The sequence below is a fragment of the Anaerococcus ihuae genome (assembly GCF_928368155.1).
Lineage (GTDB): Bacteria > Bacillota > Clostridia > Tissierellales > Peptoniphilaceae > Anaerococcus > Anaerococcus ihuae.
The window spans coordinates 280,719-296,109 of sequence record NZ_CAKMRU010000001.1; the positions used below are offsets into that span (position 1 = coordinate 280,719).

Genomic DNA, 15,391 nt, shown 5'->3' on the forward strand with positions numbered 1-15,391 from the left:
CACAAATTTATTTAATTATATCACAAATTTATAAAATTGTAAATAGAAATACTGATGAAAAGCTTACAAATAAAGGGATTATAAGGAATATCAAAATTCATAGTTAGATTTTGAGTTATAAAAAATTAGCTTTATAATAAATGTAGTTAGTTAGATATAGCTAACGGTCAGGAAAGGAGATGGAATAACTAATGGAAAAAAAGAAGACAGGGATATCTTATGTATTCCAATTAGCAAAAGATGAGAGAAAAAAGCTACATTTAGGAATGTTTTTATCTGTCATTTCTGCGGCTTTATCATTAGTTCCTTATTTTGTAGTTTATAAGATATTACTAATGATATTCCAGAAGAATATTTCGTATACAGAAATTTTAATGTGGGCAGGTATAGGAATTATAAGTGCTGTTTTGCAAGCAATACTAATGTCCTTTGCGGGCATTTTATCTCATACAGCAGCTTTTAACACAATACACAGAATTAAGCTGAAAGTTGTAAATCATATTTCAAAATTTAATTTGGGATTCTTTCAAGAGCATGCCCCCGGAGAAATTAAAACATTGTTGTTTGATGATGTAGATAGAGTTGAAAATTTTTTGGCTCATAGCACTTTGGAATTAGCTCAGGCAGCAGTTGTTCCGGTTATTATGTTCATTTTCATGTTGAAATTAAATTGGATGATGGCACTTGTTATGCTTATTCCTATGATTTTGGGATTAGGAATTCCTATGATGCTAATGAAAAATTATCCGGATATGTCAACGGAGCTATCCGAAGATATTGCTGATTTAAATGCTTCGGCAAACGAATTTATAAAGGCTATGCCTGTAATAAAAATGTATCATTTAACAGCAGAAAAATTTGAACAATATAGAAGCTCATTGAATGCGTATATTACTTGTTGGAAAAAGATGTGTATGAGCTCTTGCTATCCTTTATCAATAACCTTAGTGGTTTTGGATTCAGCAATCTTATTTACATTGCCGTTCGGAGGATATTTCTTTTTGAGAAATTCTTTATCAGCAACATCCTATTTGCTATTTATTATGCTTACAATGTGCTTTTTTGTTTCGTTCTTAAATATGGTAACAATCTTTATGCAATCTATGGAGCTTGGAAGCGGATTGGATAACATAAAAAAAATAATGGATATGGATGAATTGAAAGACGGAACAAAAATCATAAACAAGAATGAGTGTATGAAAATAGATTTTAAAGACGTTACTTTCAGTTATGACGATGAAGAAACAAAAAATAAAGCATTACAACATATAAATTTATCCTTAAAACCGAATACAATAAATGCTTTTGTGGGACCTTCCGGTGCAGGCAAGACAACTGCTGCACAATTGATTGGGAGGTACTGGGATGTAACAAGTGGAGCAATTAAAATTAACGACATACCGATCAATGAATTAAAAATAGATAATTTGATGGACATTACATCATTTGTTTTTCAAGATGTATTTCTTTTGGAGGACACTCTCTATGAGAATATTCGTATGGGAACAGATGCAGATGAAAATAAGATTATTGAGGCTGCAAAAGCAGCACAAATTCATGACTTTATTATGAGTTTACCGAATGGATATCAGACAAGAATCGGGGATCAAGGGGTGAAATTGTCAGGTGGACAGCAACAAAGAATCTCAATCGCTAGGGCAATACTCAAAGATTCTCCAATTATTATTTTTGATGAAGCAACTTCCTATTCAGATATAGAAAATGAGTACCAGATACAGTTAGCACTTCAAAACTTGTTGAAAAATAAAACAATCATTATGATTGCTCATCGTTTGCATACTATTAAGAATGCAGATCAAATTGTTGTATTTGATGAAGGGGAAGTCGTAGAGGTTGGAACACATAAAACTCTTTTAGAAAGAAAAGGGGTCTATGAAAGTATGTGGAACACATACACAAAAGATTACTTTGGAGAGGGGGTAAGTGCAAATGCTTAAGATTATTAGAACACTTCTGAAAGATAAAAAAGAAAAATTGTATTTACCGATTTTTCTAATGGTTATTGATTCGATAGGAAGCATTGTTTTGTATTTAATGCTCTATTTTACCGTTGTTAATATATTGCAAAATACATTAACTAAAACCTTAATCATAGAATATACGGTAATATGTTTCATCAGTATGATTGCAAGGATACTGATTTATAGGCATGCATACTATTTGAGCTTTTCAAGAGGAGCTGAAATGTGTGGAGATATGCGTTTGGATTTAGCAAATCATTATAGGAGTTTGAGCCTTGGTCATTTCCAAAAAAATAGTAGTGGTTATCTATTATCAACTCTTACAAAGGATTTGAGTAGTTTTGAACTGATCATAACGCACACTTTACCATCGGTTATTAAAACGGCAGTTACAGCAATATTGATTTTATTAGGCACATTTTTTATCGATTGGAAGCTCCCATTATTAGAGTGTTTAGTATTGCTTATCGCATATCCTATGTTGATATGGGGCAACAAATTGATAGAAAAATACGGGGCAAGAAAAAGAAATTTAAATTCTAAGATGATTTCTATTATTTTAGAGTACATTCAAGGTATGAAAGCGTTTAAGTCAGCTAATATGACAAGTGAACATTTTGAAAGAATGATAAATACACTTGAAAATGTTAGAAAGACAAGCGTAAACGCAGAAAAGAAAATGGCGTTACCTACAAGTATGTACTTTATCACAGTTAACTTTTTGCTTCCGATAGTTCTTCTTATAGGAGGATATTTGCTTATAAATGGTAGTGTTAGAACTGAACAGTTTGTGGCTTTTATGCTTATGAGTTTAGCATTATCTGCACTTCTTATTGCCTTTCAACATTCCTATGGACTATTGAAAGATTTGAAATTAGCTGCAAGTAATCTTGAGAAAGCTTATGAAACGAAGCCATTGCCTTATTCTGAAAATGAAGTTGAATTAGAAAATTTTGATATTCAATTTAAGAATGTAAATTTTTCTTATGATAGAAATAAGACGATTCTGAACAATATTTCTTTTGAAGCAAAAGAAGGAACTTCTACAGCTTTAATTGGTCCTTCCGGTGGAGGAAAAACTACAATCGCTAATTTGATTGCAAGATTTTGGGATGTAAATAGTGGAGAAATTATAATTGGTGGAAAAAATATAAAATCCATAAAACCTGATGTGTTGCTTAAATATGTTAGTCAGGTTTTTCAAGATAATGTACTGTTAACCGATACTGTTTATAACAATATCAGGGTTGGAAAACCTAATGCAACAAAGGAAGAAGTTTATCAAGCTGCAAAATTAGCTTGTTGCCATGAATTTATTTTGAAAATGAAGGATGGATATGAAACGGAAATAAAAGATGGAGGAAGTACATTATCCGGCGGTGAACGACAAAGGATTGCTATTGCAAGAGCGATTCTGAAGGATGCACCAATTCTTTTGTTGGATGAATCTACAGCTTCTCTTGATCCTGATAATGAATCTAAAATCAATAATGCTTTGGAGCATTTAATGCAAGGAAAGACAGTTTTTGTTATTGCCCACAGATTGAATACCATTAAAAACGCTAATCAAATTATTTTGATAAATAACGGAAGAATTGAAGAACAAGGAAATCATAATGAACTCTATGGAAAAAAAGGACATTACTATGAAATGGTAAATACACAGGAAAGAGCGAAAAAGTGGATAATAAAGGAGAATAGTTATGGAGAGGCTTAGTACTTTGAAAGAAAAGACAAAAGGTAAAGTTGTTGAAATTATTGGTGATACACATTTTCAAAGCAGAATAATATCTATCGGAATAACTGTCGGAAGCGATGTTGAAGTTATCCAGAATTATAAAAAGCAACCTATTCTCATTTATTGTAGAGATACGATGATAGCTGTCAATAAGATAGAGGCAGAGAAAATAATGATGGAGGTACTTTGAGATATGAAGAAAATAACGATTGCTTTGCTGGGGCAGCCTAATTCTGGAAAATCGACTTTGTTTAATGGGTTGACAGGCTCAAATCAACATGTTGGAAATTGGCCGGGTAAAACCGTTGAGAAAAAAGAAGGCGAATTTTCGTATAAAGATACCAATTATACGATTGTGGATTTACCAGGAACTTACGGATTATCAGCAAATTCAGAGGAAGAAGTTATAACAAGAGAATATATAGAAACCGGGAACGCAGACCTAATTGCTATTATGGCAGATGCTTCACAATTAAATCGAAGTCTATTTATGCTCTCTGACTACATTGGAATAAATATTCCGGTTGTCTTAATCATGAACATGATGGATGTTGCTACAAGTCAAGGGAAAAATATAAATATAAAGGGGTTACAAAAATCCTTGAATATACCTGTCATTCCTATCGTTGCGGCAGATAAAAAGGAATACAAAGAGTTTTATGCTTTTCTGGAGCATTCAGATAGAGGAAAAATTTTATCTGACGAAAATTTAGAAAGGGCATATGAAAATATTGTTGGAGATAACTATAAGCTATTAAAAAAACATATCCCTGATAAAGGTATAGGTGTATTTTCAAAGTCGTGGATTATCGGAAAATTATTAGATCAGGATGCAAAAGTAATTGCGTTAGTAAAAGATAATGTTGAAAAAGTCGAATTTGAAGAAATAGAGAACGTATTAAAAAGCATAAAAAATGGCAATTTAATAACCGGTAATTGTAAATTTGAATGGATAGATAAACTTATCAATGCAAATGTTATTCAGAAAAAGAGAGTATTTAAGAGAAGCAAATTTGATCGTATAGCCACAAGTAAAGCTTTCGGAAAACCTATGGCTATCGGAGTTATCATTTTAGGATTAGTTGCTTCTATGCTCATCGGATTTCCGCTAATGGGGTTATTTGGGTTTGTTATACCTAAAATATCAACATTGTTGGCAAAGGGGCTTGTCGCCATTGGAGTATCAAATTGGCTGATTTCACTTTTGTGTGGAGCCGTAATGACTGCAATTACTTTTGCATTGCAAATGGCAAGTTATGTATTGGGAATTAGCTTAGTATTTGGATTCTTGGAAGATGTAGGATATATGGCAAGAGTTTCCTATGTCTTTGACAACACTATGTCGAAATTAGGATTGCAAGGAAAAGCAATTATGCCGTTCTTGTTAAGTTTCGGCTGTAATATAGGTGGAATCACAGGAACGAGAGTAATTGATTCATGGGGACAGAGGGTTATGACGATTGCATTATCTTGGGTAGTCCCTTGCGGGTCAACATGGGGAGTAGTCGGGCTTGTTACAGGAACATTCTTCGGAAAACAGGCAGTATTTGTGATATTAAGCCTATTTGCAGTTGCTTTTCTACATTTACTAATCACATATAGGATTTTCAGAAAATCGCTTTATGAGGGAAGTGAACATTTTGGAATGATTATGGAACTTCCACCATATCACAAGCCACATTGGAAAAATTTACTTTCTTCTGTAATGAATAGGATGGGAAATGTACTGAAAAGGGCATTGAGTATCATTATCCTTATTTCTGTTATATTTTGGATTCTTGCCTATACGCCTGATGGAAATATAGCTAACAGCCTTATTTATAAAGTAGGAACATTTATAGAGCCTGTAACAAAATTGTTTGGGTTACCATGGCAATTATTTATGGCTTTTGTTGCTTCTGCAATGGGAAAAGAATCGGCATTAGGAGTAATGGCATCATTATTTACTTCTTCAGGAATATGGCATGCAGTTGAGGTTAAAGGGACAGTAGATACCGCTATTCTAAGCAATAATATGTTGACAATGATTTCAAAGCCGGAAGCCTTAGCATTTACTTTTGCCTTTTTCTTCAATATGCCTTGTTTGATGGCTCTTGCAGCTACCGCACAAGAAACACATTCAAAAAAATGGACGATAAAAATAGCACTGTATTATATATTATCGGCTCTAATTATATCTTGTGTTGCATATCATATTGGACAACTGATTTTTTAAGGTGTGATAAGTATGCTTATACAACTATTAGAAGTATTGAAAAAGAAAAAGACTTGCACTTTGCAAGAACTTGCTGAACTGACAGGTGAGGATTTAGATAGTGTAAAAATGAAAATTGAATATCTCGAAAATAATGGATATTTGGTAAAAACTAAAAGGTCTGCAACAAGTAAATGCCAAAGTCAATGTTCGGGATGCTCGAATTGTGTTGTTAATCAAGATGATATTTGGATTGTAAAAGAGTAATTTGGTTAAGTACAGAATCAAAGAATGGAGGTTAAAATGTAGCTAAGCAATGGAGGGATAAATAATGAAAACACTAAATTTTGTTATTCACATAAGATATATTTATCATTTTTTATGCTTGGAATTGCTTACACGTAGCAATAACACTTTACCAGAAACAACAAAATAGAAAATCATATAAAATATTAGTTTTTAAGCCGAGAGGACTTTTTACGTCAAAGTGTAGAAGTCCTCCTTTTTTATTCTCAAAAAGCAAAACAGAGAACTTAAAAAGGAGGATAACACAATGCCTAATAAGGAATATTACCTTTATGTCAAAGGGGAAGCTATACCCATAAGTGAAGAAGTCTACAAAGCCTATTGGAAGATAACAGAGCATGAAAAATATCTTCAGAAAAAGGATTGCAAGTATGGAGTTATTCCATTTTCATCATTAGATCATGATGGACACTTTGTAGATAACATCATAGATGAAAAAATAGACTTAGAAAAAATTGTAGAAGTCAAAATGCAAATTGAAGAACTGCATAAGGCATTAGCTACACTGACAAAAGAAGAAAGAGAGTTAATGGAAGCCATCTTCTACAGAGAAGAAAGTCTTAGGTCAATCAGCAGAAAAGAGAAAGTTACACATCAGGCAATCGGACAAAGGAGGGATCAAATTTTAGAAAAACTAAGAAAGATTTTAGAAGATAAAATCTAAAAAATGATGAAAGGTTAAGTATCAAAGAAAGGTGCTTAGCCTTTCTTTGTTTGGAACACAACAATATTGAAATGGAGGAATGAAAAATGAAAGAGTTAGAAAATGTAATGAGCCAGTTGGAAAAAGAAACTAAGAAAAAAGAACAGGTAGAAAACAAAATTAAGCAACTAAGACAAAAGAAATCACAGCTAAAAAGAAAGGCGGACACGAAACGAAAAGTAGAAAAAGGAGGCGTGTTTGAGAAATTTGAAAAACAGATAACCGGAGCAGAAGAAAGTACCGACAATGATTTAATCTATGCCTTTTTAGATTATGTACTTTCCGATAATCGAAATAGAGAAAAGCTAAAAGAACTTACAGAAATTCATTTAAAAGAAAAAGAAATCTCTTTAGAAGAAAATCCAAATCTTAAAGAGGAAAATGCAAATGATGATTTTGAAGAACTGACAGAGGAAGAATAAGGAAAACAGAAAATGTATTAGAAACTGAGATGGAGCAAAGTGAGAACATTTTAACACTTTGCTTTTTTGTGGATTTGAAAAATCTACAAAAAACAAAGTTCACAGGGGTCTAAGGGGGAGTAGCCCCCTTGAACAAATAAAAATGCTTTAGCGTTTTCGTTTCCTTAGCGGAGCTATAAGCTTTCCGCAGGAACGCAAAGCACCGTAGTCAAACGGTGTATCTTTGCGCCCTTTGAAAAAGGGAGCGAAGATACGACCTGAACATTAGGATAGTAAAATCCCAAAATTGAAAACAGATAAAGGAGGAAAAGACAATGGAAATCAAAAGTTTGCATACCCATGTAGATATTGTGGCAAGGTCAAAAGGGCATAGCGTGATTGCAAAAGCTGCATACAATGCAAGAGATAAATTACAAGATGAATACTATGGAAAAACACATGACTATTCTAAAAAAGAAGACCTTGTATTCTCAAAAATATTTCTGCCGGAACATATCCCGAAAGAGTTTTCAAATAGAGAATACCTATGGAATAGTGTTGAAAAAATAGAGAAAAGTAAAAATTCACAACTTGCAAGAAATCTGCTTTTTACACTTCCAAGAGAATTAAATGAACAGGACAGAATAAAATTAATCAGCGAATTTATAGAAGAAAACTTTACTTCTAAAGGTATGATAGCAGACTGTAATATTCATAATCCGCCGGCAAGCGATCATGAAGAACAACCACACGCCCATATCCTACTTACCCTTAGAGAAATAGACGAAAAAGGGAATTGGAAACCGAAATGCAGAAAAGAATATATCCTTGATGAAAACGGAGAAAAGATAAAACTGAAAAGCGGAAACTATAAATCAAGAAAAGTAAATCTGAACGATTGGAACGAACATGACAAAGCAAAAGAGTGGAGAGAAAACTTTTCAAAGAAAGCAAACGAATACTTGGCAAGTAACAACATAAATAAAAGGATAGATCCACGCACCTTTAAAGAACAAGGCAGAGAAGAACTCCCGCAAATCCATTTAGGCACAAGCAGTTATCAGATGGAGAAAAAAGGCATACAGACAGAGAGAGGAAACCAAAACAGAAAAATCATCGCCTTGAATTTAGAATTTAGAAAATTAAAAGAGGAGCTATCCAAACTTACATCTTGGATAGGCTCGTTACTTGGAAGTCTGCAAGTAAAATATGATGAATACAAACAGGAGAAAAAAGAAGAATATGAGAACAAGGCGGAACTCTTTAATCTCTATGAGTACATCAGTATTTATTATGACTTACAGGGAGAAAAAGCAAGAAAGTTAAATCCCTATGCAAGCAACAAAAAGATAGTTGCAGACCTAAGACGATTTTCCAAAGCAAGAATATATCTGAAAGACAACAATCTTAAAACCATAGCCGACCTACAAGAAAAGATAAGCACATTACAATCCCAAAATAAGAAGATTAGTCAAGACATTAAGGCGAAAACCACAAGAATAGAAAACTTAAATAAATGCTTTGCCTATGCGGACATCATCAAGGATAACAAAAAAGTCTTTGAGGAATGGAACAGTAAATCCCTATTCAAAGACAGCTTTTACAATTCCCATAAAGACGAGATAGATAAATATAAAAGAGCAAGGGCAATTCTTGAAAAGATAACAGGCTCATCGGCGATTAAGTCTAAAGACTGGAAAAAAGAAATCCAAAGCCTTGAAGATGAAATATCGAAACTCAACAGACAATCTCAATCAATCAAAGAGGAATACGAAAGTATTAACCATATCAAGTATGCCGTCAAGACAGTCAATGAGGATTATGGAATAGATTTATCCATTGAGATTGACAAGGCAATCAAGAGAGGAGAAAAACAAAGTGTCATTGCACAGATTAAGAAATATCAGGAGCAACAAGAAGCCTACGAAAAACGAAAGGAAAAGACAAAGAACTATTACAGGAATGAGGAAAGATGAAGTCCCAAAATGGGATAACATCGTAAATAAGATAAGCAGACGCACTGTTTCGGTGCATAAGAGGAACGAAAGGAGAGAAAAATGGCAGATAACAGAAGATACTATTGGTTAAAGCTGAAAGAAGATTTTTTTACAGACAAGAGAATAAAAAGACTAAGAAGAATATCAGGAGGAGATACCTATACAATCATTTACCTCAAATTGCTTTTGCTTAGCCTAAAAGATAGTGGAAAACTGTATTATGACGGAGTAGAAACAGACTTTATCAAAGAGCTTGCCTTAACGATTGATGAAACAGAAGATGATGTAATGGTTACAGTAAACTATCTTATGGCACAAGGATTGATGGAGATAATCACAGAAAATGACGAGTATTTTTTAACAGAAATCCCAAGTCTTATAGGTTCAGAAACAGCGTCTACAAGGCGTTCGAGAAAATCGAGAGGACAAAAAGCGTTGCAATGCAACACCAATGCAACACATAAGCAACAAAAGTGCAACGGAGACTAACTATCGGATGTCAAGAAAAAAATAAAAAAATCAAACTAATAAAAATAGGTTTATATTTTATGAATATTCATTAAATATGAACCTATTTTTCTATTAAATATGAGATTTAAATATAAAATAACATAAAAATGAGCATAGTAAACAAACCATCAAGCTTGATGGTTTAAAATATTCTAATATTATTTTTAAACTTTACTCACATATACTTCATTTTCTTTCAATAAATAGAATATTACCCTAACCAATTTTCTTGCTACATGAGTAAGAGCCACATAATGATGTTTTCCCTCAGCCTTCTTTTTTAAATAATATTCTTTAAAAACAGGTTCAATTTGACTAATAATAAAAGCAGCCTTAAACAAACTATCACGCAAATAAGAACTACCTCTTTTACTCATAGTACTAAAAGAAGAATGAAAAGTCCCAGATTGACTTATAGAAGGATCCAAACCAACATAAGCCAACAACTTAGAAGAAGAATCAAATCTGTTAATATCCCCAATTTCAGAAATAATAGTAGGACCAAGTTCAATACCAATACCAGGAATACTCATAATAGGACTATTAATATCATCAAGTAAAGGCTTAATCATTACATTAATCTCATCAATTTTCCTATCCAAAAAATACAAATAATCAATAGACTGTTTCAATTGAAAAGAAACAGAATAAGAAAAATACCCAATAGAATTTCTAGCAGCATCCCTAATAATCAAAGCCTTATCCTTAGAATAAGCACCTCTAGATGCATTCTTAATTAAATTAGAAAGCCTAGTAATATTAGCCTTAGAAATTTCATAAGCAGAAGAAAACTCATAAAGGATAGCAAGAACATACTTAGAAAAAACATCATTACAAACATTACAAAGTTCAGGAAAAACAATATCCAAAAAAGAAACAATAGAGTTTTTTAATCTAGACCTATCCCTTTTCAAAATAGACTTATACCTACATAGTGACTTAAGATCATAATTATGATAAAATTCAAAAAGAGTAGGATTAGAATCACAGGTAGTTTTTAAAAGCTTAGCAATGAAGAAAGCATCAACCTTATCAGTTTTAGTATTTCTAAAACTATCAGCTCTTCTAAAAAGACAAGTTTGAAAAGGGTTAAAAAAGTGAATATTAAAATTCAAATCAAGAAGAAATCTAGATAAGTTGAGATGATAATTACCAGTATATTCTAATCCTATTCTAATATTATCCCTATCATAAGAAGAAAGTTTATCAATTAAAAAATCAAAACCCTCTCTAGAATTCTTAATTTCAAAATGTTCCCCCATATCAAAATTATCCCCATCAGAAAGAAAACAGTTATGTTTAAACTTAGAAACATCAATTCCCAAAAAAATCATAAAAACCTCCGAAAAAAATAGTTGTGCATCCACATAAGAAATGTCATGTAACCTTGTACAATAAAGCGTCAAGCGCTATCTAACTAATAAACAAAAAAACATAGCTATGTGGTTGTAGTCTCCATGAAATAGTCAAAGCTATAGAGATATCAAACATTCCACAACACTATGTTTAGTGTATAATATTCTATTGTAAATTTCCATAGAATGACTACAACTATATGATACAAGAGATAGAGAAAGAAATAGATATAGAGTTAGAAAAAGAGGGGGAGATAGAAAAAATATCCCCCGTTTTTTACGGAGAATATAAAAATGTTTCCTTAACAGATGAAGAATATGGAAAGTTAAAGGATAAAATGCAAGGTCATAGGGAGAAAATGATAGAAAAGCTTTCGACTTATATGCAAAGCACAGGAAGAAACTACAAAGACCATTATGCGACCTTAATTCATTGGTATGAACAAGATAAAGGGAAATTAAAGGAGTGCAGTAAATCAACAGTATATACCCTTGAAGATTATGACAAGGGAGAACATTTATAATCTCATATAAGACGGTGGAGAGGCTTTTTTAGAGCGTTAATGGTAAAAGAGGTATCAGAATATAGCTAAGTGTGAAAACATCATGTGAGGGCTTAAAATTGCAGTATGGAAAAATCATCGTATTTATGATAAAATGACAGTGATATGATAATAAACTCAGTTATAAAGAGAGGATATATAAATGCGAATTCAATTTACAGTAAACGATGAAGAACTGAAAATTTTAACTAAAAAAGTTATAGAGGGTAATTACCCAAGTATTAGTGAATATTGTAAGTGTAGCAGTTTACAAGAAAATACAAGTTATGTTGACTTATATAATACCTTACTAAATAAAATAAGCTTTTTGCCGAAAGACAAAGAATTTGTTTTACGAGAGTTAATAGCAACACCGCCGGCTTTGATTGGCAGATGGTTTTATGAAAATGTAAATAAGGGACTTGTGAAAAATGTAGAACACATCGGAAAAGCTGAAAGTGGAGTAGAAAAATATAAAAAGATATGAGACTTATTTCAAAAAGCTACGCAGTGCGTGGCGGATTGGAAAAGATATTTAGATAATTTTGGAGGTGCATTTCATGGCAGATGAAAATAAAGAGATAGTTATTGTAGATGATAAAACTATACAAGAAAAAATATATTTCATTCGTGGACAAAAAGTAATGCTTGATGCAGATTTAGCTGAAATATATGGTTATGAAACTAAAAACTTTAATAGACAGGTAAAAAATAATATTGAAAAGTTTGAAGGCGAAGATTTTATGTTTCAATTGACCGAGAATGAGTTTGAAAACTTGAGGTGCAAAAATTTCACCTCAAGTTGGGGCGGCTCAAGGTACCTACCAAATGCCTTTACGGAACAAGGTATTTATATGCTTATGACTGTATTAAGGGGAGAACTTGCGATTAGGCAAAGCAGAGCCTTAATTAGAACATTTAAGCAGATGAAAGACTTCATTATTGAAAATCAAGATTTTATCGGTTCAAAAGAATTAGTCCAAATAGCTATTCAAACCAACCAAAACACAAATGATATTGCAGAAATAAAATCTCAAATGGCTACTAAAGAAGATTTGAAAAAAGTAATGGATAATTTTATCGATCCGGACACTTACAAGCATTTCCTTTTGATGAATGGAGATAAGATTGAAGCGGATGTTGCCTATACAAAAATATATAAGTCAGCAAAGAAAAGCATTTATGTAATAGATAACTATATAGGCTTGAAAACCTTAGAATTATTAAGAGCTGCAAAAGACAATGTTGAAATTATAGTCTTTAGCGACAATGTGAAAAATAAAGATATGCTTACAAAAAACATCCTAAATGATTTTAGAAGAGATTATCCAAATATCAACTTAAAAATGAAGGTTGCAGGCAAAAAATATCACGATAGATATATTGCAATAGACTATGGAACAGAAAATGAAGCCTTTTATCTTTGCGGAGCTTCATCAAAGGACGCAGGAAATAAAATATCAAGTATTACCAAGATAGAAGAATCCTCTAAGGATATGTATCATACAATGTTTGGTGGAATGTTAAACAATAAGAATTTGAAAATTTAATATGCAGATAACAGAATAGACAGTTATATGAGCTTTAAGCAAGGCGGTAGAAGTAAAAATCTATCGTCTTTTTTAATTGCAACAAACAGGAGGAAAACTATATGCAAGAAAATAAAAATGAACAGAATACAGGAACAAAGACGATAAAGAAAATTGGGAAAGTAACCTATGAGGTTGTTGTCCACTTTAATGAAAATGCAACGGAAACCATGCAAGACAAATTAAAACGCATCATGCTTAGAGAAATGGAGATGGAAAAACATCAAAAAGGCGATAAAAATGATTAGAAAGTCCTTGACAAGTTGTTACAGGAAAAACTGCCAAGTCAATTCTAATATCATGTGGAGCAAGACTAGCACCCTTTGATATAAGAGAGCTTAGAGAACTAATGAGTGAAGATGAATTAGAACTCGATAAAATTGGAGATAGGAAAACTGCCTTGTTCGTAATAATATCAGATACAGATGATACCTTTAACTTTGTAGTATCAATAATGTATTCCCAATTATTTAATCTACTATGTGATAAGGCAGATGATGTGTATGGTGGAAGACTTCCAGTTCATGTTAGGTGTCTACTTGATGAGTTTGCAAATATTGGCTTAATTCCTAAATTTGAGAAATTAATTGCAACAATTCGTTCAAGAGAAATATCAGCAAGTATAATACTGCAAGCACAATCTCAATTAAAAGCAATTTATAAAGACCATGCAGATACAATAGTTGGTAACTGCGACTCTACACTCTTTTTAGGAGGAAAAGAAAAAACAACAGTAAAAGAATTATCAGAAACCTTAGGAAAAGAAACCATAGATCTATATAACACATCAGAAACAAGATCCAACCAAAAATCTTTTGGTCTAAATTATCAAAAAACTGGCAAAGAACTTATGAGCCAAGATGAAATAACTGTAATGGATGGTGGTAAGTGTATATACCAGCTTAGAGGAGTAAGACCTTTCTTATCTGATAAATTTGATATTACAAACCACAAAAACTATAAGCTTCTTGAAGATTTTGATAAAAAGAATGTGTTTGATATAGAAGATTATATTAAGAAAAAAGGGAAAGTTAAGCTCAATAGAAATACAGTAATTACAAGATTGTAATATTTTCTGTTATGGCATTATACGGTATGGGTATATTATAATAGATTTATAATACGAGGAGGTTTATGTAAATGTCTAGTATACAAGCTAATCGCTTATCAGAATTTATGTTGAATTATTGCGAATTAATAAACCCAAGCGATGTTAATGATTATAAAATGATTGATGGATTTAATCCTAATTTATATTTTATATTAGGGATTAAAAAATATTATTTTTCTAATGATACTAAAATTATAGATAAAAAAAATGGTAAATTATTTGTGAAATTGGAATCGGAAGATGGGGAAATTATTGAACGTAATTGGACAGTAGTTGATCAAGAAAAAAATTTATTTAAAAATTTGACAATGGAAATTTCTATGGATAAGAGAGTTATGAAAGTGAATGGCGTAGATAAGTATCCTGTTGATTATTTTTATTTAAATAACCTTGATATTATTCCTAAGTTTAGAATATTGTATATCGGTCAAGCATTTGGAGGAAGTAAAAACAAGAGGGATGCTATTGATAGATTGAAGAATCATGATAAGTTGCAAAAAATTTTAGCAGACTGTATTTCTAGTAAGTTGAAATATGACGTTAAGATATTGCTATTAGATTTAAATCAATTAGATTTATTCACAACTTTAGGAAAGAAAGAAGATTCTCACTATGAATTGGAGTTTGAAAATAATTTTTATGAGGATTTTCCATCAAAAGCACAAATGATTAATATTGTTGAGGCATTACTAATTAATTATTTTAAACCAGAATATAATAGAGACTTTGTTAAAGGGGCTGTTCCGAGCTTATCACATTCTTCGTACAATGAATTTTATCGTAAACAATACGAGTCAATACTTATAAACTTACAGAAATTAGGTGATATAGAATTATATACTGATGTTAAAACTATTTTTCCTATACAAGAATTTATAGGAGGGAAAATTTTAGCAAATAATAATGAACTGGAGTTTATTTCAAATCCATTAAAAATGGAGAGGAGAATAGAATGATTAAATA

General features: G+C 31.8%; 13 protein-coding genes and 3 pseudogenes. 15 read left to right on the top strand and 1 reads right to left on the bottom strand.

What is annotated here, in order from left to right:
* Nucleotides 1-191: 191 nt before the first annotated feature.
* From L6653_RS01275 to L6653_RS01315, 9 genes and pseudogenes are all read left to right on the top strand, one after another.
* Nucleotides 192-1,958 carry an ABC transporter ATP-binding protein gene (locus L6653_RS01275; RefSeq protein WP_236785116.1) on the top strand — a complete coding sequence of 589 codons (1,767 nt, stop codon included), beginning with the start codon at nucleotides 192-194 and terminating at the stop codon, nucleotides 1,956-1,958.
* Nucleotides 1,951-3,699, top strand: coding sequence for an ABC transporter ATP-binding protein (locus L6653_RS01280; protein WP_236785117.1), 1,749 nt, complete (start codon nucleotides 1,951-1,953; stop codon nucleotides 3,697-3,699). The genes L6653_RS01275 and L6653_RS01280 overlap by 8 nt, the downstream gene beginning before the upstream one ends.
* Nucleotides 3,686-3,910 (top strand): FeoA family protein, encoded by a 225-nt coding sequence (locus L6653_RS01285; protein ID WP_002416391.1) that lies wholly within the window; start codon nucleotides 3,686-3,688, stop codon nucleotides 3,908-3,910. The genes L6653_RS01280 and L6653_RS01285 overlap by 14 nt, the downstream gene beginning before the upstream one ends.
* A gap of 3 nt (nucleotides 3,911-3,913) precedes the next feature.
* Nucleotides 3,914-5,935 (top strand): ferrous iron transport protein B, encoded by a 2,022-nt coding sequence (gene feoB / locus L6653_RS01290; RefSeq protein ID WP_034432640.1) that lies wholly within the window; start codon nucleotides 3,914-3,916, stop codon nucleotides 5,933-5,935.
* Nucleotides 5,936-5,947: 12 nt separating this feature from the next.
* Entirely contained in the window at nucleotides 5,948-6,181 is a 234-nt protein-coding gene (locus tag L6653_RS01295) for a hypothetical protein (RefSeq protein WP_002416388.1), read from the top strand.
* Nucleotides 6,182-6,467: 286 nt separating this feature from the next.
* Nucleotides 6,468-6,884, top strand: coding sequence for a sigma-70 RNA polymerase sigma factor region 4 domain-containing protein (locus tag L6653_RS01300; protein ID WP_002416386.1), 417 nt, complete (start codon nucleotides 6,468-6,470; stop codon nucleotides 6,882-6,884).
* Between the two features lie 86 nt (nucleotides 6,885-6,970).
* A complete protein-coding gene (locus tag L6653_RS01305) occupies nucleotides 6,971-7,345 on the top strand; it encodes a hypothetical protein (protein ID WP_002416385.1) in 375 nt (124 codons plus the stop codon).
* A gap of 314 nt (nucleotides 7,346-7,659) precedes the next feature.
* Nucleotides 7,660-9,300 (top strand): MobQ family relaxase, encoded by a 1,641-nt coding sequence (gene mobQ / locus L6653_RS01310; protein ID WP_236785119.1) that lies wholly within the window; start codon nucleotides 7,660-7,662, stop codon nucleotides 9,298-9,300.
* A gap of 81 nt (nucleotides 9,301-9,381) precedes the next feature.
* Nucleotides 9,382-9,807: pseudogene (locus tag L6653_RS01315) on the top strand (phage replisome organizer N-terminal domain-containing protein); the annotation flags it as partial.
* 188 nt (nucleotides 9,808-9,995) lie between these two features.
* Here L6653_RS01315 and L6653_RS01320 read toward each other — a convergent pair.
* Nucleotides 9,996-11,165, bottom strand: coding sequence for an IS110 family RNA-guided transposase (locus L6653_RS01320; protein ID WP_236785121.1), 1,170 nt, complete (start codon nucleotides 11,163-11,165; stop codon nucleotides 9,996-9,998).
* A gap of 230 nt (nucleotides 11,166-11,395) precedes the next feature.
* On the opposite strand from L6653_RS01320, the pseudogene L6653_RS01325 reads away from it, so the two are divergent.
* The 6 genes and pseudogenes from L6653_RS01325 to L6653_RS01350 form a co-directional block, all read left to right on the top strand.
* Nucleotides 11,396-11,710 (top strand): annotated as a pseudogene (locus tag L6653_RS01325) (phage replisome organizer N-terminal domain-containing protein); the annotation flags it as partial.
* A gap of 181 nt (nucleotides 11,711-11,891) precedes the next feature.
* Nucleotides 11,892-12,215 (top strand): single-stranded DNA-binding protein, encoded by a 324-nt coding sequence (locus tag L6653_RS01330; RefSeq protein WP_236785123.1) that lies wholly within the window; start codon nucleotides 11,892-11,894, stop codon nucleotides 12,213-12,215.
* Nucleotides 12,216-12,288: 73 nt separating this feature from the next.
* Nucleotides 12,289-13,278, top strand: coding sequence for an ORF6N domain-containing protein (locus L6653_RS01335; RefSeq protein ID WP_002838522.1), 990 nt, complete (start codon nucleotides 12,289-12,291; stop codon nucleotides 13,276-13,278).
* 101 nt (nucleotides 13,279-13,379) lie between these two features.
* Nucleotides 13,380-13,565, top strand: a complete 186-nt coding sequence (locus L6653_RS01340) for a transposon-encoded TnpW family protein (RefSeq protein ID WP_002838479.1) — start codon at nucleotides 13,380-13,382, stop codon at nucleotides 13,563-13,565.
* Nucleotides 13,566-13,576: 11 nt separating this feature from the next.
* Nucleotides 13,577-14,386: pseudogene (locus L6653_RS01345) on the top strand (VirD4-like conjugal transfer protein, CD1115 family); the annotation flags it as partial.
* A 71-nt stretch (nucleotides 14,387-14,457) separates the two neighbouring features.
* The gene (locus L6653_RS01350) at nucleotides 14,458-15,384 is read left to right on the top strand and encodes a hypothetical protein (RefSeq protein ID WP_236785125.1); all 927 of its coding nucleotides are present in this window, start codon (nucleotides 14,458-14,460) and stop codon (nucleotides 15,382-15,384) included.
* Nucleotides 15,385-15,391 lie beyond the last annotated feature (7 nt).

Coding starts and splice junctions, on each gene's coding strand:
- L6653_RS01340 (WP_002838479.1), top strand. CDS start 13,380: ATGCAAGAAAATAAAAATGAACAGAATACAGGAACAAAGACGATAAAG.
- L6653_RS01305 (WP_002416385.1), top strand. CDS start 6,971: ATGAAAGAGTTAGAAAATGTAATGAGCCAGTTGGAAAAAGAAACTAAG.
- L6653_RS01275 (WP_236785116.1), top strand. CDS start 192: ATGGAAAAAAAGAAGACAGGGATATCTTATGTATTCCAATTAGCAAAA.
- L6653_RS01280 (WP_236785117.1), top strand. CDS start 1,951: ATGCTTAAGATTATTAGAACACTTCTGAAAGATAAAAAAGAAAAATTG.
- L6653_RS01295 (WP_002416388.1), top strand. CDS start 5,948: ATGCTTATACAACTATTAGAAGTATTGAAAAAGAAAAAGACTTGCACT.
- L6653_RS01330 (WP_236785123.1), top strand. CDS start 11,892: ATGCGAATTCAATTTACAGTAAACGATGAAGAACTGAAAATTTTAACT.
- L6653_RS01300 (WP_002416386.1), top strand. CDS start 6,468: ATGCCTAATAAGGAATATTACCTTTATGTCAAAGGGGAAGCTATACCC.
- L6653_RS01350 (WP_236785125.1), top strand. CDS start 14,458: ATGTCTAGTATACAAGCTAATCGCTTATCAGAATTTATGTTGAATTAT.
- mobQ (WP_236785119.1), top strand. CDS start 7,660: ATGGAAATCAAAAGTTTGCATACCCATGTAGATATTGTGGCAAGGTCA.
- L6653_RS01320 (WP_236785121.1), bottom strand. CDS start 11,165: ATGATTTTTTTGGGAATTGATGTTTCTAAGTTTAAACATAACTGTTTT.
- L6653_RS01335 (WP_002838522.1), top strand. CDS start 12,289: ATGGCAGATGAAAATAAAGAGATAGTTATTGTAGATGATAAAACTATA.
- L6653_RS01285 (WP_002416391.1), top strand. CDS start 3,686: ATGGAGAGGCTTAGTACTTTGAAAGAAAAGACAAAAGGTAAAGTTGTT.
- feoB (WP_034432640.1), top strand. CDS start 3,914: ATGAAGAAAATAACGATTGCTTTGCTGGGGCAGCCTAATTCTGGAAAA.